Source organism: Candidatus Electronema sp. JC (assembly GCF_048287365.2).
Lineage (GTDB): Bacteria > Desulfobacterota > Desulfobulbia > Desulfobulbales > Desulfobulbaceae > Electronema.
Genome location: NZ_JBLWEM020000039.1, coordinates 1 through 19,928, shown reverse-complemented (window position 1 = coordinate 19,928; position 19,928 = coordinate 1). Strand labels below are relative to the sequence as shown.

The 19,928-nt window shown below is 56.5% G+C and carries 23 protein-coding genes; 10 read left to right on the top strand and 13 right to left on the bottom strand.

The window, feature by feature from the left end:
• Positions 1-143: 143 nt before the first annotated feature.
• The 5 genes from ACNKH3_RS06425 to ACNKH3_RS06405 all read left to right on the top strand — a co-directional run bounded on the left by ACNKH3_RS06425 (position 144) and on the right by ACNKH3_RS06405 (position 2,988).
• On the top strand, positions 144-290 hold the full coding sequence (locus tag ACNKH3_RS06425) for a DUF3309 domain-containing protein (RefSeq protein WP_420208660.1): 147 nt from the start codon (positions 144-146) through the stop codon (positions 288-290).
• Positions 291-403: 113 nt separating this feature from the next.
• Entirely contained in the window at positions 404-877 is a 474-nt protein-coding gene (locus ACNKH3_RS06420; protein ID WP_420208659.1) for a hypothetical protein, read from the top strand.
• A gap of 42 nt (positions 878-919) precedes the next feature.
• Positions 920-1,066 (top strand): lmo0937 family membrane protein, encoded by a 147-nt coding sequence (locus ACNKH3_RS06415; RefSeq protein WP_420208658.1) that lies wholly within the window; start codon positions 920-922, stop codon positions 1,064-1,066.
• A gap of 368 nt (positions 1,067-1,434) precedes the next feature.
• A complete protein-coding gene (locus tag ACNKH3_RS06410; RefSeq protein WP_420208657.1) occupies positions 1,435-2,208 on the top strand; it encodes an ice-binding family protein in 774 nt (257 codons plus the stop codon).
• A gap of 18 nt (positions 2,209-2,226) precedes the next feature.
• Positions 2,227-2,988: an ice-binding family protein gene (locus ACNKH3_RS06405; protein WP_420208656.1), complete on the top strand. Its 762-nt coding sequence runs from the start codon at positions 2,227-2,229 to the stop codon at positions 2,986-2,988.
• 49 nt (positions 2,989-3,037) lie between these two features.
• On the opposite strand, the gene ACNKH3_RS06400 is transcribed toward ACNKH3_RS06405, so the two are convergent.
• From ACNKH3_RS06400 to ACNKH3_RS06340, 13 genes are all read right to left on the bottom strand, one after another.
• Positions 3,038-5,395 (bottom strand): O-antigen ligase family protein, encoded by a 2,358-nt coding sequence (locus ACNKH3_RS06400; RefSeq protein ID WP_420208655.1) that lies wholly within the window; start codon positions 5,393-5,395, stop codon positions 3,038-3,040.
• 9 nt (positions 5,396-5,404) lie between these two features.
• On the bottom strand, positions 5,405-7,732 hold the full coding sequence (locus ACNKH3_RS06395) for a GumC family protein (RefSeq protein WP_420208654.1): 2,328 nt from the start codon (positions 7,730-7,732) through the stop codon (positions 5,405-5,407).
• Positions 7,733-7,791: 59 nt separating this feature from the next.
• Positions 7,792-8,625 (bottom strand): polysaccharide biosynthesis/export family protein, encoded by an 834-nt coding sequence (locus tag ACNKH3_RS06390; RefSeq protein ID WP_420208653.1) that lies wholly within the window; start codon positions 8,623-8,625, stop codon positions 7,792-7,794.
• Between the two features lie 80 nt (positions 8,626-8,705).
• A complete protein-coding gene (locus ACNKH3_RS06385; RefSeq protein WP_420208652.1) occupies positions 8,706-10,139 on the bottom strand; it encodes an outer membrane beta-barrel protein in 1,434 nt (477 codons plus the stop codon).
• 35 nt (positions 10,140-10,174) lie between these two features.
• On the bottom strand, positions 10,175-10,720 hold the full coding sequence (locus tag ACNKH3_RS06380) for a hypothetical protein (RefSeq protein WP_420208651.1): 546 nt from the start codon (positions 10,718-10,720) through the stop codon (positions 10,175-10,177).
• Positions 10,721-10,854: 134 nt separating this feature from the next.
• Positions 10,855-11,343 (bottom strand): deoxycytidylate deaminase, encoded by a 489-nt coding sequence (locus tag ACNKH3_RS06375; protein WP_420208650.1) that lies wholly within the window; start codon positions 11,341-11,343, stop codon positions 10,855-10,857.
• Positions 11,340-12,260 (bottom strand): alpha/beta hydrolase, encoded by a 921-nt coding sequence (locus tag ACNKH3_RS06370; protein ID WP_420208649.1) that lies wholly within the window; start codon positions 12,258-12,260, stop codon positions 11,340-11,342. The genes ACNKH3_RS06375 and ACNKH3_RS06370 overlap by 4 nt, the downstream gene beginning before the upstream one ends.
• A complete protein-coding gene (locus ACNKH3_RS06365; protein WP_420208648.1) occupies positions 12,257-13,108 on the bottom strand; it encodes a pyruvate, water dikinase regulatory protein in 852 nt (283 codons plus the stop codon). Before ACNKH3_RS06365 ends, ACNKH3_RS06370 begins: the two co-directional genes overlap by 4 nt.
• 9 nt (positions 13,109-13,117) lie before the next feature.
• Positions 13,118-13,393 carry a hypothetical protein gene (locus ACNKH3_RS06360; protein ID WP_420208647.1) on the bottom strand — a complete coding sequence of 92 codons (276 nt, stop codon included), beginning with the start codon at positions 13,391-13,393 and terminating at the stop codon, positions 13,118-13,120.
• Positions 13,394-13,399: 6 nt separating this feature from the next.
• On the bottom strand, positions 13,400-14,452 hold the full coding sequence (locus ACNKH3_RS06355) for an NAD(P)/FAD-dependent oxidoreductase (protein WP_420208646.1): 1,053 nt from the start codon (positions 14,450-14,452) through the stop codon (positions 13,400-13,402).
• 4 nt (positions 14,453-14,456) lie between these two features.
• A complete protein-coding gene (locus ACNKH3_RS06350) occupies positions 14,457-15,656 on the bottom strand; it encodes a DegT/DnrJ/EryC1/StrS family aminotransferase (protein ID WP_420208645.1) in 1,200 nt (399 codons plus the stop codon).
• Between the two features lie 486 nt (positions 15,657-16,142).
• Complete coding sequence (panD, locus tag ACNKH3_RS06345) at positions 16,143-16,505, bottom strand: aspartate 1-decarboxylase (RefSeq protein ID WP_420208644.1); 363 nt, start codon at positions 16,503-16,505, stop codon at positions 16,143-16,145.
• A 42-nt stretch (positions 16,506-16,547) separates the two neighbouring features.
• Entirely contained in the window at positions 16,548-16,754 is a 207-nt protein-coding gene (locus tag ACNKH3_RS06340) for a hypothetical protein (protein WP_420208643.1), read from the bottom strand.
• Between the two features lie 228 nt (positions 16,755-16,982).
• Between ACNKH3_RS06340 and ACNKH3_RS06335 the strand changes: the two genes are divergently transcribed.
• The 5 genes from ACNKH3_RS06335 (at position 16,983) to ACNKH3_RS06315 (ending at position 19,803) form a co-directional block, all read left to right on the top strand.
• On the top strand, positions 16,983-17,765 hold the full coding sequence (locus ACNKH3_RS06335) for a prepilin peptidase (RefSeq protein ID WP_420208642.1): 783 nt from the start codon (positions 16,983-16,985) through the stop codon (positions 17,763-17,765).
• Positions 17,766-17,834: 69 nt separating this feature from the next.
• On the top strand, positions 17,835-18,461 hold the full coding sequence (locus ACNKH3_RS06330) for a hypothetical protein (RefSeq protein ID WP_420208641.1): 627 nt from the start codon (positions 17,835-17,837) through the stop codon (positions 18,459-18,461).
• Positions 18,462-18,471: 10 nt separating this feature from the next.
• The gene (locus ACNKH3_RS06325; RefSeq protein WP_420208640.1) at positions 18,472-19,338 is read left to right on the top strand and encodes a tetratricopeptide repeat protein; all 867 of its coding nucleotides are present in this window, start codon (positions 18,472-18,474) and stop codon (positions 19,336-19,338) included.
• Between the two features lie 39 nt (positions 19,339-19,377).
• Complete coding sequence (locus ACNKH3_RS06320; RefSeq protein ID WP_420208639.1) at positions 19,378-19,635, top strand: AbrB/MazE/SpoVT family DNA-binding domain-containing protein; 258 nt, start codon at positions 19,378-19,380, stop codon at positions 19,633-19,635.
• Positions 19,636-19,803 (top strand): PIN domain-containing protein, encoded by a 168-nt coding sequence (locus ACNKH3_RS06315; protein ID WP_420208638.1) that lies wholly within the window; start codon positions 19,636-19,638, stop codon positions 19,801-19,803.
• Positions 19,804-19,928 lie beyond the last annotated feature (125 nt).

Sequence of the window (19,928 nt, the reverse complement as noted above, 5' to 3'; positions counted from 1 at the left end):
CTTGATTTGCTGACTCCGAAACGCAGAGCCGTCTCTTCAAAGCTCAGGCTGTCCTGGTCTTTGATCTCCAAAACCTTCCGACGAAAATCTATTGAGTATGCCATACGCACAGTGTAGTCATTTTATACTGCTTTGGCTATACAATGATCTTGGCGATTGTGCTGATTCTTTTTTTTGTCGGCGCCTTGCCCACATGGCCCCACAGCAGAAGTTGGGGTTACTATCCAAGCGGCGGGCTTGGACTCGTTGTCTTAGTTCTGATTGTGCTGATTTTATCTGGGCGTATTTAGACAAACTTGCAAAATATTCTACAGATAACATCTGAGTTGCAGTCAAAACGATCTTCAAACAATGTTTACATAATTGGATTACGCTCCTTTTTCCATAGGGAGGCTGAGGAGCCATGAACACGCAACGATTTATGAAGATATGCTCTGCGGCCGCAGTTTTTTGCTGCTTCAGTGCTTTTGATGCTGATGAAGGATCAGCGAAAGGGAATGAAGATAAGGATCATCACATTAAAAGGCATCAGCACAAGGAGCAGAAGCCGCCGGGCGAGGAGCAGCGGCATGAAGGAGGCCGAGGCTCGTACTTTCAAGAACACGGCTATGCGCACCTGAACATTCCGGCAAGGTATTATCCAAGGCTTGGAGAATGCCGTATATGGCGCCCGGACCGTTCTGCAGAACGTCAGTCTCCTCCAGTCAGATGCGGCCAGATACCTCTTCCAGGAGCATGGCTCATTCAGCGTCACAAAGACCGTCCGAATCATGTGCAAGTGACGGTGTACGAGCCGCAGCGACCTGGTGTCGTGTTTGCTGTCGGAGAGTTTGAGATTCGTTCCGGCGCGTTCCTGCGGGATATGCCACACAGATGAGAACCAATAAAACAGGTGTCAATAAAATACAAGGAGAATGGCATGTGGACTGTTGCAATAATACTGTTAGTTTTATGGGCACTTGGATTAGTGAGCAGCTACACATTGGGAGGTTTTATTCACCTTCTGCTGGTTGTTGCCATTATCGTGGTGCTGTTCAGAGTTATTCAAGGACGACGCGTGGTATAGGAAGCAATTTCTGGCGATGGGTCAAAACTGCTGATGCAGTACAGATAATCTTATCCCAGTGAATACTCCACCGGCTTAAAGCCGGTGGCTTGGATTGACAGCTGAAGCTGTCGTGGTCAGCTTCGCCGCCTCTGTCAGGTCTCTGCCGTTATATAGCGGCTTTTCATCTCCTCTTAACCAAAAAAATCGCCATGTCATGGAACATGAATGTTGGATTTTAACTCCTCCCAAAAAAGGACAATAATCGCTGCCCGATAAAGAAAGAAGAAAGCTGGGCAGCCTTTTCCAGCGGACAGATATATGGCAAGACTTCCTTTGAAGTCTATGGAAAATGCGTATTTTTATCAGTATTCTTACAAAGAGAAAAAATGAATCTATGTGTTCTGACAGCGGAGAAGGGAAAACGATCTCTGCTTGGTCTCGCCCTGACCGTCTTATTTTGCCAACACCAAGCAGAGGCAGGGCAGTTGCCCGTTGACTTGCGCTCGGCTGATTCTTTCGCAATTCTGGCCGGCACGGCGATCACCAGCACCGGAGGCGGCACGATCAATGGAGATGTCGGGGTATGGACAGGCAGTTCTTTTGCAGTTGGAGTTCCGCCCGTAACAGTGAACGGGAAGGTATACTTAGCCGTTCCTATCGCAGCGCAGGCCCAAGCCGACTTGACCACAGCCTATAACGATGCCGCTGGACGGACAACAGATGTCATTATATTGCCCAACGAACAGTTAGGCAGCAAGACCTTGGCGCCTGGCCTCTATACAACCACATCAGGCTGGCTGCAAATTACAGGGGGTAATCTTACACTTGATGCAGGCGGTGATCCGAATGCGGTCTGGATATTCCAGATGGCCACTTCGCTCACTGTGGGAAATGGCTATGGGGTGATTCTGTCAGGCGGCGCGCAGGCCCGCAATGTCTTTTGGCAGGTTGGCAGTTCAGCAACATTAGGAACGACTTCCCGCCTAAAAGGGAACATTCTGGCGTTTACTGCAATTTGGATCAGCACTGGCGCAACGCTGGAGGGCAGAGCGTTGGCACGGAATGCTGAAGTCACCTTGGACAGCAACACTCTTGCGCTGCCGCCCCGACGACGGTTCACCGACCAGCCTTGGCGGATATTGCTGATGAATAGAAAATAGAGAGACAGAGAAAGCCCAATGCAAAAAATATATACCCAGCTCCTGACGGCGAAATGGATGTTCATGGGTCTTTATCTTGCGGCTGCTTTATTCTTTCCTCGCCAAGATGCGAGGGCAGGTCAAGCACCGGTGAATCTCGGCTCGGCCCGCTCTTTCGCGGTTCTTGCTTTCAATACGATCACCAATCCCACAGGCGGCGGCAGGATCAATGGCGATGTCGGAGTGTCGCCAGGCATTGCTTTTGATCAAGACATTCCGCCCGTAACAGTGAAGGGGGCGATACATGTAAATGATTCTGTCGCAGCTCAGGCCCAAACCGATTTGACTGCGGCCTATAACGATGCCGCCGGACGGCCCGGCGCGGCCTCAGTCACCGCAGACATAGGCGGTCTGACCTTGGCTCCTGGACTCTACAAAGCTCCATCCTCGCTTGCGGTCACAGGGAATCTCACGCTCAATGCCCAAGGCGACTCCAATGCGGTCTGGATATTCCAAATGGCATCCACGCTCACCGTGGCAAACAACGGCCAGGTGATTTTGATCAACGGAGCCCAAGCCTGCAACGTCTTTTGGCAGGTCGGCAGCGCAGCCACTCTGGGAACAAACGCTGTTTTTAAAGGAGACATGCTTGCATCGGCTGCAATCACGCTTCAGCCCGGTGCCCGGCTCGACGGCAGGGCATTGTCAGTGGGTGCCGCAGTCACCTTGAATGGCAACGCCATTGCAAAACAGCCTCCACGATTCACTGACCAGCCTTGGCGGATACTGTTTATGAATTAGCGCCTACTTACTTGAATGTGAAGAGTGGGGCGAATGACTGAAAGCAGAACTAAGGCTGTTTATCCTTCAGCTGTTTGAGCTTCTTCTGGACAACCGCATTATTGGGCTGAATGAGGAGAGCCTGCTCATATTCCTCAATGGCCCGGTAATCTATTTTTTTGCTGCTGTAATAGTCGCCAAGATAAATATGAAACGGGGCGTAGTCAGGCAGCCGCTTGATGCCCTCCCGCAGCACAGCAAGCGCTTCTTCATCCTGCTTCTGCTTCCGGTGATGTTGGTACACCTGCATGAACCAGTGCGGCTGCGGTTTGGCTTCCTGATCCAGAAAATCCAACGCCCGCTCGGTAAAATAACCGGCATCGTCCTCATTTCCAGCGGCGCGGGTCAGGTTGGCGCAGGTCAGCCACGCTGAGGTCAGCTTAGGCAGCGCTGCTGCCATCTCTTGCCGTGTGAAATTTTGTTCGAGCAGCAGGGGATGCACAGATTTGAGCAGGCGCGGGTCGCGGGCCAGCTCCTGAGTCAGAATGCGCGCCGCGTTGTCCCGGCGGCCAGCGGTCAATTCAAATTCCACCCAAACCCGCAGCGGCCCTTCTTTCAGCTTGGCCCAAGCGTATCCTCGTTCCATCAGCGCGCGGGCCAGCTGCGGATCGCTGCCTGTCTCCGCCAGCACCAGCCCGGCGGCCTGCAAATACACGCCTTGCAGCGGCTGCCGCAGCAATGCCTCGCTGTGGAGCACCATAGCTGAGGCGTTCCGCTGCTGATACTGCCTGAGGTTGCCCAAGGCGTAGCGGTACCCGGCATGGAAGGGGGCGTTTTTGACTGCCTGTTCCAGCAGTTCGGCCATACGCTCCAGCTTCCGCTCCGGCTCGATGGTTTCTGAGTCCGCGACAGTCTGCGCCCGGAGATAGTGACGCTCAGCCAGCACGTTGCCGCCTTGAATCCGCAGCAGGGCGATGAGAACAACCGCTGCGCCAAAAAAAGCGGCCAGTCCGGCCCGCCTTGGGGCGGCGGCAGGCGCAAGCAGCGTCGGATGTTTCCGGTAGCGCTGGCGGGTGTGGCCCGCAGAGACCAGCAGCCCGCAGAGGAAGAAAAAGTACAGGCCGTTGGCCCAGTTGTGCAGATTGAAATCGGTGATGCTGAAAAAGAGGAGTCCAGCCAGCCCGCTGAACGCGCCGATGGCGGCCAGCACCGCCAGCCGCTCATGCCGCCGGAAAATTTGCTTCCAGCCGCTGCGCAGCACCGCGAGGACAAACCAAGCCGCCAGCAGAAAACCGATCAGCCCGCCGTCAGTGAGCAGCTCTAAATAATCGTTGTGGGCGTGGTCGTAGATCAGGCTGTCGGCAAAACTTTTCCAGCCGGGAAAGACCTCGATGAAGGTGCCGAAGCCGGAACCGGTGAACAGGAATTCAGGGATGATCCTGACCGTGTCCTGCCAGATCGGCAGCCGTCCGTCTTTCAGCTGGCCTTCAGCCAGATCAAAGGCGCGGTCAAATTTGGCCAGCACCGCGTCCCAGCTGAACCAGCCGCCAGCCAGCAGCAGCCCGCCGACAAGGCAGAGCAGAGTCAGCGTCTGAATTTTTTTCTGACTGCGGGCCAACAGGAGGAAAAAGAGGGACAGGGCGAAGAGCAGGCTGAGTATGCCGCCCCGCGACTGCGCCAGCAGCACCGAGGCGAGCACGACAATCACGCCGAAGCCGAAGCCGAGATGCAGATTGGCCCCGGAGCCGGAAAACAGATGCAGCAGGCGTTCCCGGAAGGACGCGTTTTCATCAGCCACAGGCCGGTGAAAAAGGAAGAGGGCCAGCACCAGCGGGCAGGTCATGACCATGAACCCGGCATACTGATTTTTATACACCCATGGCCCGAAGGTGGTCAGGCCGGCCCGCAGCTTTTTGAACCAGAACAGAGTGTCCGGCGAGAGTGCCCGCTGGAGCATGGCGGTGAAGGCGATGAACAGGGTCAGCCAGACAATGCTGGTCAGCGCCGCCGAGAGCCGCGCGCTGCTGGCCAGCAGCTGCACGGTCAGGATATAAAACAGGGCATACGCAGCAAAACGCAGCCCTTCGAGCAGGGTGGCTTGCGGGTTGACAGTCAGCGGCAGCCAGAATTCGGCCTGCCGCAGGTCAAAGGCGGGCTGATAGGCGGCGGCAGCCTGCGGGGAGAGCCAGCGCACGGTCTGCGGCGGCAGCGGGACGCACTGAAAAAATATCCACGCCACAAAGAGCAGCAGCGGCAGCAGGCCGGGAACTTGGTAAAACGGTTTCTTGCTGGCGGCTGGCCTTGGCGCGAAATAGAGCAGCGCGGTCAAGGCTGCCAGCAGTTCCGCAGTGATCCTTGACCACGTTTCGGTGGTGCCGAAGGCCAGCGGCGCGAAAAAAAGAAGCGCAAGGAAACTGGCAAAAGCCATGGGCGGGAACTACGCCTCCTGCTTGGGTTCTTCCTTTTTCTTTCCGCCTTTGTCGTCCTTGCTGCTGTAGGTGCTGTAGTAGTTGGAATAATGCGAATTATAGGAGTAGTAGCCGTAATACCCCTTGTCCGCGTGCTTTTTCTTCAGCCGGTTGAGCACCACGCCGAGCAGATGGCCATGTCCTTCCCGCAGCCGCTTGATGCCGCTGTCGAGCAAGTCGTAGGTGGTGTGGCCCGCCCGCACCACCAGCACGGTGCCGTCAGCGATCGGAGCCAAGGCGAAGCTGTCTGTGACCTGCTGCACCGGCGGCGAGTCAAGCAGGACAAAATCGAATTTTTCCGGCATTTCCTGCACCAGCTGGAGCATTTTGCTGGAGTTGAGCAGCTCCGCCGGGTTGGGCGGCACCGGCCCGGAGGGGATCAGATAGACCTCGCTGTCCGGGATCTGCCGGATCAGCGTCTGTTTTTCGTCAATGTTGCCGGAGAGATAGTTGCTGAGGCCATAGTTGTTGACGATGCCGAACATCGAATGCTGGCGCGGGCGGCGCATGTCGCAGTCCACAATCAGCACCTTTTTGTTGTTCTGGGCCAGAATGTGGGCCAAGTTCTTGGTGGTGGTGGATTTGCCCTCCTGCTGCACCATGCTGGTCATCAGGATGACTCGCGGCGGCCGCTCCGGGGTGGAGAGCAGCAGGCTGGAGCGGATCAGCCGGTAGCTCTCCGCTGTCGGCGAGAGCGGATTGTCGCGGACAAAGGTCTCAATGTTGTGCTTCTTGCCAGCCATGTCCACTACCGAGCCAAGCACCGTGAGGCCGTAGCGCTCCTCAATCTCTTTGGCGGAACCGGCGGTGTTGTCCAGATAATCCAAGAAGAAAATCAGGCCCAGACCGCCGCCCAGACCGGCGACGAGGCCGGCCAGAAGATACATCCGCTTGTTCGGCTTGGAGGGAAACTTGGGCAGCTCGGCCTTTTTCGTCGCCCAGATTTTGATGTCCATCGACTGGGTGGTGACATCGGTCTTTTTGATGCTGGAGGAGAGGGCCTCGAAGACCGTGCGGTTCATCTCCTTGGTCCGGTTGAGGATCGAGTATTGGACAAAACGCTCGTTGGTGTTGAGCAGCTCGGCCTTGGCCTCGTTCATCATTGTCGTGATGTCGCGCACCTTCGATTTGGCCAGCTCGTAGGCATTTCTGGCCGAACTGGTGATGCGGTCGATCTCCGCCCGCCGCTCCCGCTGCAGCACACGCTGCTCCTCCAGTGCCTGCTGCATGGCCGGATGCTTCTCGCCGTATTTGGCGGACAGCTCTCTGACTTTCTGCTCCGAGGCGACCAGCTGCGTGCGGAGCTGCCGCAGCACCGCATTGTCCGCAAAAAGCGGGATAGTCTCCAGGGCTTTGTAGTCCTTCCCGGCCCGCTCGATCTGCCGGTAGATCGCCTCATGCTCCTTTTCTTTAGTCTGCGCTTCGGACAGCTCCTTGCTGAAACTGGACAGCCGCTCCGGCAGAACCGTCAGCTTGTTCTCCACAGTGACGATGTCATTGTCCCGCATGTATTTTTGCAGGCTCTGCTCGGAAGCCTCCAGCTTCTTCTGCTCGTCCTCGGCCTTGGCGGTCATCCACTGCAGGGCGTTCCGAGCCGTGCTGGTCTTGATGTCCAGCGTCTCGTCAATATAGGCCTGCACCAGCGCGTCAGCGATGAGCTGCGCCACTTCCGGCTTTTTATGGGTGTAGAAGACATCAGCCAGCTTAGTGTTGCGGACCGGCTTGACATCAATGCTGAACTGAATCAGCTCGGCGATCTTTTCCGCATCGCTCTGCTCTTCGGCGACGATTTGCTCGCCCTCCGCCTCAGTCAGCATCTCCTCGCCGCCGTCCTCCTCAGCCAGCTGCGGACTGAGCAGCCCCTCCAGCCCTTTGGCCGCGTCGGTGAGCAGCGAGGACAGCCAGTCTGCAATCAGACTCGACATCCCTGGCTCGACCGGCTTGTCCTCAATGAAATAATGCCGGTATTTAGTGTCTAACTGAAGATTTTTCACCACCCGCAAGGCCACGCTCTCGCTGCGGATCATCTCAAACTGCGTCTGCTGGAAGTTGGGATCCCAGCCTGCGTAGGGCGAGCCGTTGACCCCGTCAATCCGGCCTGTGTCAAAGTTTTTGTCGATCAGCACCCGTGTTGAAGCGGTGTACAAAGGAACTTTGGAAAAAGCGGAAAGCGCCGCCGCTGTGACCGCAATGCAGACGATGGTCAGCAGCAGGCCCTTGCGTTTGGAGACGATGCGCAGGTAGTCGCGCAGATGCAGGCTGTCTTCCTGTCCTGCGAAGGATTCTTCCGGGGGCATTTGCTGTTTTTGATTCTGAAGGGAGGGAAGGTGTAGAAAAAGGCGGCTGCGGCAGTTGGTCAGAAAAAGCTTTCCGGCACTTCAATGACATCGTCTGGCTCGACCAGCGTGTCCAAGCTCACATTTTTCAGTTCTTGCTTCTTGCCGCCAACAACCCGGTTGATCTTGATCCGTGACTCCGCCGCCATGCCGGTGAAGCCGCCGCCCAAGGAAACCATTTTCAGCACAGTCGCATTTTTTGTCCAAACATACGAGCCGGGCTTTTTGACCTGGCCGGTGATATAGCAGACCGGCGGCTCGCCTTTGGCCACAGCCACTGTTTCGCCGCCAAGAATTGGGATGTTGCTGGCGGCATCGCCGTCTTCAATCAGTTTTTTCACATCAATGGTGATGATCTGCTGCTGGCCGCCTTCTGTGTCGCGGGTCACGGTGATGGTCTCACCGGCATCTTTATGCAGGCCGCCTGCCTTGGAGATCAGCTCCAGCAGCGTGGTCGGCCCGCTCAGCTCCACCAGCCCAGGTCGGTTGAACGGCCCCAGCGCGGCGACCTTTTTACTTTTGAATTCCTCAATGTAAATCTGCACCTGCGGTTTGACAATATAGCCGTCAGCCAGCAGCTCCTCAATCCTTCCCGCCGCCGCCGAAGTTTTCAGCCCGCCCACCTGCACCGTTCCGATCAGCGGAAACTCGATGCTCCCGGTTTCTGAAACCCGCGCTTTGGTTTTCAGCTCATCATAGCCGTACACGGTGATGGACAGGACATCTCCGGAGCCGATCTGATAGTCCTCAGCCGTGGCAGGCAGGGAAAAGCAGAGCAGCAGAAGCAGGAAGGACGCGCTGAACAGGCCGCGTCCGGCCAGCAGTCCGGCCTTGGAGGAAAAACACATAATCATAACTGGCATCCGGTTGAACCTTGATCAGAGAGGAGAAAGCCGCTCCGGCCAAAGAGCCGGAGCGGCTTTGCGGGCCGCTTTCAGAAGGAGCCGCGCACACCCAAGCCGAAGGTGCTGGTCTCATAGTCCAGCCCGTCGTAGTTGGAGTCTTTGCTGTCGAAGCTGCAATACGCGCTGAGGAAGAGCCACTTGTTGACTGCGTAGAGCAGTTCCGGCTTCAGATACCAGCGATCGTCGCTGCGCTCGTCGCCGCTGAACTGGGCGTAGTCCGAGTTCTCGTAGACAAAGTTGACATCGCCCCGGAGACGGTCGGTGAAACGGTGATCCAGCGCGAGACGGAAGGCCAGCACGGTTTTATTCAAGGCCTGCTCGCTGTCCGACTGCTCGACGCTGTACTTGGCGTTGAGGAGGAGGCTGGTTTTGTAAGTTGCCTGCCAGATGCCCTGCGACTCAAAGTAAAAATTGGACTCGCTGTCATCATAGGCTGAGGACAAACTGCTGCCGCCCTCGATCTCGTCATAATCCACGCCCTGATAACCGGCCTTGGCCATCAGGTTGGTCTTGACTGTGGCCTGCCAGTTGACACCGGCACCCAAGAAGTTGTTGTCGTTGTCCGGCATCTTCTTCTCGTCGTACTCAGCCATCAAATACTGATATTCGAGGAAGAAGTTGGTCTTCGGGCTGTGCTCGTAGTAAAGGGCGATGTCAAAGCCGTTGTCGGTGCGGTTCATGAAGTCGTTGACCGCCTCGTCATACTCCAAGAAGAAATTCCGATAGCCGCCTTTGATTGAGAATTTGTCTTTGGAGTACCACGCCGCGCCCAAGCCGAAGACGTTCGAGTCATAAACCCGGTTGTTGTCCGATGTGGCCTCGGCAACGTTGAAAATGTCCTGGCTGTGGGTGTACTTGTCCAATGCTTGGAAGGTGAGCTTGTCAAACGGCTTGTACTGAAGCATCGCGTCAAGGTCGCCTTCCGCGTGAGTCAGGTCGGAATCGGCGGAGTAGGTCATGAAGTCGATGGTTCCAGACAGATAGGCCTGCACCTTGTTGTATTCGTCGGTGTCTGCCGGACTGTACTGCAGGCCGCCCACCGCTGTGTTGTCAGAGACCAGCTGCATGGGCCGCTTCGACCGGCGCGGCAGGGTGAGCCAGAACGACGGTGAAATTGTGGTGAGGAAGTTGTCCTGCTTGTTCGAGTCGTTGTTAAAGAGGTTGTCGGTCCACTCGCCTCTGGCGGTCAGCGCGGCATGGACATAACCGTTCCGGTAGCCGAAGACATGGCTTCCCTCGTCTCCGCCGCCTTCATCGTCAGCCGCAGTTTGCGCCTGCGCCGCATCTCCGGCTTCAGCATCAGCAGCCTCTGTCTCCGCCGCGCTGTCGTAGTAAACGCCGCTCTCCGCTTCAGCAGCCGAAGCCGACTCGCTCACGACCACGCCGGAGCCTTCGCCTTCTGCCGCATTCGCCTGCGCTGCCGCCAGCAGCATCAGCAGGCCGATCTGATATTTTTTTGTCACGTGTCTCTCCCTTCTTAGGTTGCAGTCCGTCTGAATTAAAGTGTGCTGGGGCTGGGTGGGGGGCCAACGGGAGGCATAGGAGGCAGAGAAGGCGAAGCGGCCTTCTTCTCCTTGCTCTTCCCATTGTCTGATGCAGGCGGAGCTGCGGGCGGTGTTCCGCCGTCAGCCGGAACGCCGCCTTTCTGCGGCGGGGTGCCGGAAAGATTGCCATGATTCGGCGGCTCAACGATGTCCCTGTCTGTGAGGTTCAGCATGGAGCCGCATTCCTTCTTGCTTTCGGCCAGCGCCTTGCCGATCTCGACCTCCGTGATGCCGAGCTGGCTTGCCGCCTCCTGCACTGCGTCCACATCCTCGCCAGCGCAGTACAGAGCCTTCATCGACAGCTCGGTCTCAAACATATCTGGATTTTTTTTCACAAAGGCAAGGATGTCATGCGGCTTGACATCCGCCGACAGCGCGTTCTTCACCGCGTCGTACATGCCCAAGTCTTTGAAATCCTCGGTGAACTTGTCCGTCCACGCTGCCATGGCCTGCTCCGCCAGCATTACTAAGACAAATGCTGCGCACAGTATTTTTCTCATGCGTTTTCTCCTGTTTATGCCGCACCACTGCGGCGTTTCGCCGTGACGGCCTGCATTTCGTCAAATTATCTATACATCTGAATCAGCGAAAATGCAATTTTTTTTTCCACGCCCGAATCCTGTCCGGTCCGGTGTCAGGCAAACGACACCAGCAGCGAATCCCGCTCCGGCACGAACTGTCTGCATTTCACGCCCGATTTTTCAAACATGCGCTTGGCCGCCCGGACAGAGTCGGTGTCCTTGTACTTGTCGGAAAGATAGATGATCTCGCGGATGCCGGACTGAATGATCACCTTGCCGCACTCGTTGCAAGGAAAAAGGGCCACGTAGATGCGGCAGTCATGCAGGTCGCGGGCGGTCGAGTTCAGCACCGCGTTCAGCTCGGCGTGGCAGACGTAGGGGTACTTGGTGTCCAAATAGCTGCCCTCGCGGCTCCACGGCAGCTCGTCGTCCGAGCAGCCCCACGGAAAGCCGTTGTAGCCCACGCCGATGATCTTGTTCGCCGCGCTGGCCACGCAGGCCCCGACCTGGGTGTTCGGATCCTTGGAGCGCAGCCCGGAAAGCAGGGCCACCGCCATGAAATATTCATCCCAAGAAAGATAATCTGTGCGTTTTTCTGTCATTTTTGCTGCTGCTCTTCCTTAAACTGCTTCCGCCGCCTGCGCCAGTCATCCGCGCCAGTGACTTGGCGGACAAAGCGGCTGATCGCCTGAAAGTAGTATTTGCCGCCGACCGCAATCAGCGAATTGTGATCCGCGCCCGGCACCACTTGCAGCTCCTTGTTCCGCGCTCCGCTTTCGGCGTGGAGCTTTTCCGCCTGCCAGAGCGGAATCAGCGTGTCTTTCTGGCCGTGAAGCAGGAAGGTCGGTTTGGTCACTCTGCTGATTTTGCCCGCGTTGTTGAAGGTCTGCTCCTCGGTGACAGTCACGTCTTTGAGCATCTCGCCCAGCCCCAGCGTCTCTGCCAGCGGCAGCGTCAGGGCGAAGCCGCTTTCGATGATCAGGCCGCTGATTTCTTCATTGCGCGCGGCGGCCAGCTCTATCGCCGCTGCGGAGCCAAGCGAGCGGCCCATGAGGAAGAGCGCGGGGCCGTAGCTGTTTGTGTGCAGATAATGCTTCAGCTGATCGTAAAGAACGTGGCTGTCCGCGAGCAGATTGGCGAAGGACGGGCTGCCGCCGCTCCAGCCGTAGCCGCGATAATCCACGACAAGGAAATTCAGCCCGGCCTCCATGTAGAGCGGGCCGATGTCGTTGTAATCAGAGACGATCTCGCCGTTGCCGTGAAAGAAGAGGATGACCGGCGCGGCCTTGTCCGCCGTGAACAGGCGGCAGCCAATCGCGATGCCCGGCGCAACTTCGATGTCAATGTCCGCCGCGCCGGGCGGCAGGGCGGTGCGGGCCGCAGCGCGGGGCCGGAAAAGGACGCGCTGCACTTCAGGACGGTGCATGAAATTTTCTTGGTTTTTCTTGGAATTCTCTGGACTGCCGCAGCCGCACAGCAGCGCGGCGAGCAGCAGGACAGGCCACAGCCGCCGGATCATTCGCGCGCATCCCGGCTTTCGCTCGGCGGGCGTTTCCGCCCTTTTTTGCAGATGCCGGGCAGGTTGGTCACTTCGGCGGACAGCTCCTCAATCGATTTGCCCTCGGTATGCACGATCTGGATGCCGTGCTGCATGTAGAGCTGCTCGGCCCGCTGCAATTCCGCCTTGCAAGTGGTGATGGAGGCGTATTTGCTGCCCCGGTAGCGCTCCTCGCGGATGCGGCTGAGAAACTGCGGGGTCACGGTCAGGCCGACAGCGCGGGTGCGGTTGCGGATGATGTCCGCAGGCAGCTCGTAGGCATCGAGATGGTCGGCGGTCATGGGGAAATTCGCCGCCTTCAGGCTCATGTGCGTGGCGATGTAGACGCTGACCGGAGTCTTGCCGGTGCGCGACACGCCGATTAAAATAATGTCAGCTTGATCGTAGCCTTCGGTTCTTTTGCCGTCGTCATGCTCCAGCGTGTAGCGGATGGCCTCCACCCGTTTTTCCGTCTTGGCATCGTCGCGATTGCGGTAAAAGCCGGGCTGATGCAGGGCCTTGGCCTCCAGTATATGCTCCAGCTTGCTGAGAAAGCCGCCGTAAAGGTCTATCAGCTCCACTTCGGCGATGTCGAAAACCCGGCGCACTTGCTCTTCCATGATCGTGCAGAAAATCAAGGGCTGAAGACCGCCGGACTGCTTCATAATCCGGGCCAGAGCCATCTCCGCGTCGCGCTTTTCTCTGACAAAGGGAATCTTCTCCTCGTTGAAGCCGATCTCCGGGAACTGGCAGAGCATGGACTTGCCCATTTCCTCGGCCAGCAGGGCGGTGGAATCGGAAATATAATAAACATCTTTGGAGTTCCACATGGCGTTTCCTCACGTGCGTTTATGGCAGAAGAGACAGCGGTAGGTGGGCGGATGCTCTTTCGGCAGCGGCATTTTTCCTTCATCCTCGCCGTGACAGGTGCCGCAATGCTTTTCCGCTTCCTTTTTGTCCATCTCAAGATACTGATTATGCTTCTCGTCATGCGGCAGATGGGCGGTGGTTTCCGGCGGCGCGTTCCAGAGGAAAAGGAAAATGCCCGCGCAGACCGCGATGAAGAGCAGATTGTAGACGAGGAGGTTTTTCTTCTTTTTGCTTTCTTCCGGCATAAAAATTCACAGTGTTGGTGAGGAAGGGGCCATCTCCAAGGCGTGGAAGCTGACCAGCCTGCTGCGCAGGAGCAGGAGCAGCAGCTCCATCAGCACAAAAGAGCAAGAGGGATGCTTGGCCGAGAGGCGGATCACCCGGCGGTGCTGCGCCTGCCTGCGGAGCACGGCGTTCAGGCCGCTTTGGTTACTGTTCGGATCAAGGATGCGGCGGGCGACGGTCTCGCCGGAAATGACCGCCGGATAAATGCCCTCGCCGGTCAGCCCGGAAGCCAGCCCGGCGGCATCGCCAGCCAGCCAGACCGGGCCGAAGGCGTGGCCCCGGTAGTCGTAATTGATCAGCGCGGCCTGACAGGCCAGCTCGTCTAACTGAAAGCCGCGTCCTGCCGCCCACCTGAGAAAATTGCGCTTCAATCGGCCTGCGGACATGTCCGCCTGCGGGCTGTAGGCTCCGACCGAAACGCTGTCTTTATGCGGAAAAATCCACGCGTAGCCGCAGCCGAAGGCCCGTGCGCTGAGATGCCATTCCATCCGCTCGTAAACTTGTTGCGGCACTTGAAAGTTGATGCCTGTGCCGCGCTCCTCGGCAGGCAGACCGAGACTGCGCCGCACCAAGGAATTGGCTCCATCCGCGCCGACGAGATGCGAGCAGGTGAAGGTCTTGCTTATGCCGCCGCTGACCGCCGTCACCCGCAGGCCGTCAATCGCCGTCACTTTGGTCTCGGTGAGGATATCCGCCCCGGCCTGCGCCGCCTGCTTGGCCATCCATTGCCCCAGCGTCCGGCGGCTGATGGTGGCGATGATCGGCTCCGGCTCGCGCACCACGGTCTGCTGGCAGGGGGTGAAGATGTGCTGCTCGCGGAAGCGGCCTTCGATCAGCTCTTCCGGCACTAAGCGAATCAAGCCGTCCCACGTGATGCCGCCTGCGCAGACTTTCGGGCCGATCTCCTGCCGCCGCTCCAGCACTAAAACCTTGCGGCCCTGTTCGGCCAAGACCTTGGCGCAGGCCAGCCCGGCTGGCCCGGCCCCAATGATGAGGATGTCTGTGCTGATGGAGGACATGAGTTCAGACAGCAGCCGCCTTCGCCAACGCCGCCAGCAGCGCATCCCGCCTGCTCTCATCCAGCTTGACCGGAACCTGATAGACCAGCGTCCTGTTCATCAGCTCGGCAGAGGCGGGCAGGGCAGCCGGGTCGTAAATCACCCGGCGTTTGCCATGCGCATTGAACGGCCAGCCGTTCTTGGCCAAGGTTTTGCCGCCGAGGAGATGTTCCCACGAAGGATAGAAATGCCACGTGTTCTCGCCGAAATTGATCGCCCCGGCATTGTTCTCGCGCAGCACCTGATTGACCTTGGCGGCCTGCGCTTTATCCGGCAGCATGAAGGCGAGGAAGGTCGCGGAATCGCCCTGCTCATCGAGAATCTCGCGGAAGCTGACTCCGGCCAACTTTGACGCAGCCTCTTTCAGGATCGCCTTGTTCTTCCGCTGCTCAGCGACAATCATATCGAGCTTCGCCAATTGCGCCAAGCCGATGGCTCCCTGAATTTCCATCATCCGGTAGTTGAAGCCGATGAAGCGCCGCCCTTCGCCGCCGCGCCCGCCCGGATTAACCACATGATCATGGCCGTGATCGTGGTACTCTGAGCAGCACCGCCACAATTCCTCGTCGTTGGTGATGACCATGCCGCCTTCGCCGGTGGTCATGGTCTTGACCGCATCAAACGAAAAAGTGCCGCAGTGGCCGAAGGTGCCGAGATGCTGGCCGTGCAGCCGTCCGCCAGCAGCCTGCGCCGTGTCCTCAAGCACCGGAATGCCGTGCTTGTCGGCAATCGCCTTGATTTCCTTGATCCGCGCCTGCGCGCCGAGCATGTGTACCGGGATGATCGCCTTGGTTTTCGGCGTGATCTTCTTTTCCAAATCCGCCGGATCCATGTTCAGCGTCTGATCCACCTCGGTGAAAACCGGCACCGCGCCGACATCTAATATCGCCTCCCACGTGGCAACAAAGGTGAATCCTTGGGTGATCACCTCGTCGCCGATGCCCACGCCGAGCGCGGACAAGGCCACCTTGAGCGCGGCGGTGCCGGAAGTCACGGCCTGCGCATGAGCCGCGCCGGTGTATTGAGCAAAGGCCTGCTCAAATTCCCGCACCTTGTACACGCCCTTGCGCTGCGGCCCGAATTCATAACGGAACAGCACGCCGGTGTCAAACACCTGCAAGACCTGCTGCTTCTCCTCTTCGCCAAAGACTTCAAAACCAGGCATGATTATTCCTCACTGTGTCTTTTTTCAATCTGAAACCGTCACGGTTGCCGCTGCAAACGCCTCGCGGCACGCTTTCCGCGCTTCATGTCACGCTTGCAACGTCACGCGGCACGCATGACATGCCTCACGGCACGCTTTCCGCGCCACATATCACGCTTGAAATGCCTCGCAGCACGCTTTCCGCGCCTCATGTCACGCTTGCAACGTCATGCGGCACGCATGATATGCCTCACGGCACGCTTGCCGCGCCATATATCACGCTTGACATGCCTCGCGGAATGCTTCCTGCGCCCCATTGCACGCTTGCTTTGCCTCATGTCATGCGTGAAACGTCACGCGGCAAGCGTGACATGGCTCACGGAACGCTTGACATGCCGCATTGCAAGCGTCAAATGCCTCATTGTCAGCGGACGGCAGGGCGTTCTCAAGCGAAGAAAAGCCGCTTTGCGCACTGCAAGCCGCTTTGAACGCTTCTGAAGCGAAGGCTCATATATCGAGCCGTTTCCGCACCTTGTTCTTTTCGTCGCAGAGCAAAATGGTCGGCTCGAAACCGGCCAGCTCGCTCTCGTCATACTGGCCATAGGTGACAATGATCACCAAATCGCCGACATGCCCCTTGCGGGCCGCCGCGCCGTTCAGGCCGATCACGCCGGAGCCAGCCTTGCCCCGGATGGCGTAGGTCTCAAAACGCTCGCCGTTGTTGATATTATAGATATTGACCTGCTCGAATTGAACAATGCCAGCGGCATTCATCAAATCCTCGTCAATGGTCATGCTGCCGTCGTAGTTCAGATCCGCCTCGGTAATCGTCACCCGGTGGATCTTGGATTTAAGCATTGTGCGCTGCATGAAATGATGGTTGTGAAAAATGACGTGCTGATGCGGGAAACTTCAGCCTTTGAAGAAATAGGGAATGAGCATCAGGATGAAGCCGACAAGCAGCAGGAGGTAAATGTTCGAGATGAAATACGGAAACACGCACAGCACCATTCCTACGCAAAGCGGAACGAACTGCTGCTGTTTTTTTCCGTAGATGAAGTATCCAGAGCCAACGGCTCCGAACATGATGCCCCAGAAAAGCTGCGCCGGAGTGCCCATTTTGTCCTCTCTTTCACACACGAAAACAATTTTATCCAGCAAAAGCAGGGCGGCGACATGGCAGGCTCCTCGCCAGACCGGCGGCGGTCTCAGACTGCTGCCCCGCAATTTTTCAGCCAAAAAAGCGGCAGGCGCAAAATCGGGCGGCACTTTTGCCCGCCGGTCAGGTATAATACCCCGCACAGGCTTCCGATTCAACAAAAACACTCCGCTGCACGGAGGCGGGCGATGGACACGATATATTTTATTTACAGCTTCATTTTCGGCGCGCTGGTCGGCTCTTTTCTCAACGTGGTCATCTTCCGCCTGCCGGACGACAGCCAGTCCGTGATTTTCCCGGCCTCGCACTGCCCAAAATGCAGCACGAAACTGCGCTGGTTCGAGAACATCCCCATCCTGAGCTGGCTGGCTCTGCGCGGCAGATGCCGCACCTGCAAGGCTCCGATCTCGCTCCAGTATCCAGTGGTAGAATTGTGCATGGCCCTGCTCTCCGGCGCGCTGTACCGGAACTTCGGCCCCTCCTTCGCCCTGTTCTATTATTTCCTCTTCGCCGCCGCGCTGCTCGCGGTCATTTTCATCGACCTGCATCACCAAATCATCCCGGACACAATCAGCCTGCCGGGCATTGTCATCGGCTTTCTCGGCTCTTTTTTCAATCCCTTGGTGACGTGGCAGCAGGCCGGTCTGGGCATCCTCATCGGCGGCGGCATTTTATACGCCGTGGCGGCAGGCTACGTCCTGCTGACCGGCAAAGACGGCATGGGCGGCGGCGACATCAAGCTGCTGGCGATGATCGGTGCCTTTCTCGGCTGGCAGAGCCTGCTTTATGTGGTCTTTGCCAGCTCGCTGACCGGCTCGGTGATTGGCGGGCTGTCGTTGCTGCTGCAAAAAAAAGACAGCCAGACCCGCATTCCCTTCGGGCCGTTCCTCTCCTTGGCCGCGCTGTCGTGGCTCTTTTTTCAGGACAGCATTTTGGCGGCGTGGTTGTGGTATTTGAACGCCATACATTGACCGGCAAGCCCTTTGCTGCGGCACCGCGTCGCCAGTTGCAAGAACGTAGCGGAAGAAAAGAGGCACTGCATGGATTGGATGGAGCAGATTAAGGCGGTATTTTCTTGGCTGCCGACAAATCCAGATATTATCTGGGACGGTTGGGGGCTTGCTGTTGTTTCAGCATGTTTTGCTGTTGTCGGTTTTGTATCTTCCAAACTCTATGCCTGCCTGCGCGGCGCATCGCAGGCCAGCAATACGCTGACTATTGAGAAGCATACAGAGATAGTGCTCGATCTGGATCGTAAATACCAGCAACAGTTATATAGTATTGAGGAAATCCGCCAAAAAGAGCAAAAACAAAACAAAGAACAGGAAGAAGCTCTTGCCAATTTGCAGGGTCAATTACCTGAAGTTCAGATCGAAAAAGCCCAAGTTGATTTACGGCAGGGCAACAAGCAAGCGGCAAAGCAGGCTTTTTCCGAAGTTCGGCAACAAACGGGAAAAATTACAGCTTTGGCTGCTTATTACGGCGGGCAGATAGCAGAAGAAGAGCTTGATTATACCGAAGCAATGAGTCTGTACCGCGATGCGGTGACGCTGAAGCCGAATAATCCCGATTATCTGCTGGCCGCTGGGTTGATGGCCCGTATTATGGGCGATTATCAGCAGGCAGAAGAATGGCTAAAGCACCGGTTGGTAATTTTGGAACAGTGAGAAAAAGAAAATGCTGAATGAAATAGCTCACACCATGAATGAATTGGCCTTGGTTTATATGCATCAAGGACGATACAAGGAAGCTGAGGGACTTTATTTGCGGGTGCTAAATGAACAGATAATAGGTGAAGGTGATCAAAATACAGCAACAGGACTAAATAATCTGGCTGGAGTTTATGATTTGCAAGGCAGATACGATCTGGCAGAGCCTCTTTATGAAGAAGCTCTCAAAATTAGAGAAAAAACACTGGGCGAAGTGCATCCAGATGTAGCGCAAAGCCTGAATAACTTGGCTGGATTATATGAAGCACAACAACGATACGGTGAAGCAGAACCTTTATATCTGCGGGCGTTGGAGATATTTAAGTCGACACTGAGCGATAATCATCCGTATATGGCATTCATTATAGACAATATCGCTGGACTTTACAACTCGCAAGGTAAGTATGAAATGGCAGATCAGCTCTATCATCAGGCTCTAAAAATTCGGAAAAAGATATTTGGCGAATCGCATCCAGATGTAGCAAGCAGCCTTAATAATATAGCTGGATTATATCGAAAACAAAGTAAATACAATGATGCAGAACTACTGTATCAGCAATCGCTGTTAATTGGCGAGAAGACGTTGGGTAATGATCATCCAAGTGTGGCGACAACCCTGAACAATCTGGCTTGGCTGTATTACTCGCAGGGCCGTTACGAGGAAGCCGAGCCGCTGTATCAGCGGGCCTTGGCCATCTTCAAAGCCAAATTCCCCAGCGGCCATCCGAATATTGATGCGTGTCAGGCAAATTATAACACGCTGAAGGAGAAGATGCAGGCACGGCAGGGGCGGTTCGCGAACCGCGCCCTACAGCGGAACGATTCCGGCGGATGACAAAATTCATAGAAAACAACCATCATAGAGGCGCATCGTATGCAAACGCAGGCTGCAAAGCTGTCCAGCAAAGGCAATATTGCCATTCCTAAAGAAATCATTGCCAGGCACAGGTGGAAAATCGGCCAGGAGCTTGAGCTGATTGACACCGAAGAAGGCATTCTCCTGAAAGCGGCTCCGGCATTCAAGCCGACTAAGCTTGATGAGGTTGCCGGCATGTTGCGGCGCACAGGAAAAACCGTCTCACTGGAGGAGATGGAGGAAGCTGTCCGAAAGGGTGCGCAGGAGCGGAAGTAAATGGTTGCAGCAGATACTAATGTGATTGTCCGCCTGCTTATCGGCGATGACAAAATCCAATTCGAGAAAGCAAAGCGGCTCTTTGAGCAGGAAGAAATCTTCATCGCCACATCGGTTGTCTTGGAATGCGAATGGGTGCTGCGTTACGCATACAGGGCTAACGCATGACTTTTTGATGGATATGCTACTTAGATAGCTGAATCTATTTGTATTTCATCTTAACCTGCTGTATAATTGTCCTCTGGGATGAATCTTAAAGGAGGACAGAAATGTCAAAAATTGTTCCGGTCGAT

Excerpts from the sequence above, each read along its gene's own strand:
- ACNKH3_RS06405 (WP_420208656.1), top strand. The coding sequence starts at position 2,227 with ATGCAAAAAATATATACCCAGCTCCTGACGGCGAAATGGATGTTCATG.
- ACNKH3_RS06390 (WP_420208653.1), bottom strand. The coding sequence starts at position 8,625 with ATGATTATGTGTTTTTCCTCCAAGGCCGGACTGCTGGCCGGACGCGGC.
- ACNKH3_RS06400 (WP_420208655.1), bottom strand. The coding sequence starts at position 5,395 with ATGGCTTTTGCCAGTTTCCTTGCGCTTCTTTTTTTCGCGCCGCTGGCC.
- ACNKH3_RS06380 (WP_420208651.1), bottom strand. The coding sequence starts at position 10,720 with ATGAGAAAAATACTGTGCGCAGCATTTGTCTTAGTAATGCTGGCGGAG.
- ACNKH3_RS06370 (WP_420208649.1), bottom strand. The coding sequence starts at position 12,260 with ATGATCCGGCGGCTGTGGCCTGTCCTGCTGCTCGCCGCGCTGCTGTGC.
- ACNKH3_RS06330 (WP_420208641.1), top strand. The coding sequence starts at position 17,835 with ATGGATTGGATGGAGCAGATTAAGGCGGTATTTTCTTGGCTGCCGACA.
- ACNKH3_RS06365 (WP_420208648.1), bottom strand. The coding sequence starts at position 13,108 with ATGTGGAACTCCAAAGATGTTTATTATATTTCCGATTCCACCGCCCTG.
- panD (WP_420208644.1), bottom strand. The coding sequence starts at position 16,505 with ATGCAGCGCACAATGCTTAAATCCAAGATCCACCGGGTGACGATTACC.
- ACNKH3_RS06340 (WP_420208643.1), bottom strand. The coding sequence starts at position 16,754 with ATGGGCACTCCGGCGCAGCTTTTCTGGGGCATCATGTTCGGAGCCGTT.
- ACNKH3_RS06335 (WP_420208642.1), top strand. The coding sequence starts at position 16,983 with ATGGACACGATATATTTTATTTACAGCTTCATTTTCGGCGCGCTGGTC.
- ACNKH3_RS06375 (WP_420208650.1), bottom strand. The coding sequence starts at position 11,343 with ATGACAGAAAAACGCACAGATTATCTTTCTTGGGATGAATATTTCATG.
- ACNKH3_RS06415 (WP_420208658.1), top strand. The coding sequence starts at position 920 with ATGTGGACTGTTGCAATAATACTGTTAGTTTTATGGGCACTTGGATTA.
- ACNKH3_RS06325 (WP_420208640.1), top strand. The coding sequence starts at position 18,472 with ATGCTGAATGAAATAGCTCACACCATGAATGAATTGGCCTTGGTTTAT.
- ACNKH3_RS06355 (WP_420208646.1), bottom strand. The coding sequence starts at position 14,452 with ATGTCCTCCATCAGCACAGACATCCTCATCATTGGGGCCGGGCCAGCC.
- ACNKH3_RS06420 (WP_420208659.1), top strand. The coding sequence starts at position 404 with ATGAACACGCAACGATTTATGAAGATATGCTCTGCGGCCGCAGTTTTT.
- ACNKH3_RS06410 (WP_420208657.1), top strand. The coding sequence starts at position 1,435 with ATGAATCTATGTGTTCTGACAGCGGAGAAGGGAAAACGATCTCTGCTT.
- ACNKH3_RS06350 (WP_420208645.1), bottom strand. The coding sequence starts at position 15,656 with ATGCCTGGTTTTGAAGTCTTTGGCGAAGAGGAGAAGCAGCAGGTCTTG.
- ACNKH3_RS06395 (WP_420208654.1), bottom strand. The coding sequence starts at position 7,732 with ATGCCCCCGGAAGAATCCTTCGCAGGACAGGAAGACAGCCTGCATCTG.
- ACNKH3_RS06360 (WP_420208647.1), bottom strand. The coding sequence starts at position 13,393 with ATGCCGGAAGAAAGCAAAAAGAAGAAAAACCTCCTCGTCTACAATCTG.
- ACNKH3_RS06425 (WP_420208660.1), top strand. The coding sequence starts at position 144 with ATGATCTTGGCGATTGTGCTGATTCTTTTTTTTGTCGGCGCCTTGCCC.
- ACNKH3_RS06320 (WP_420208639.1), top strand. The coding sequence starts at position 19,378 with ATGCAAACGCAGGCTGCAAAGCTGTCCAGCAAAGGCAATATTGCCATT.
- ACNKH3_RS06315 (WP_420208638.1), top strand. The coding sequence starts at position 19,636 with ATGGTTGCAGCAGATACTAATGTGATTGTCCGCCTGCTTATCGGCGAT.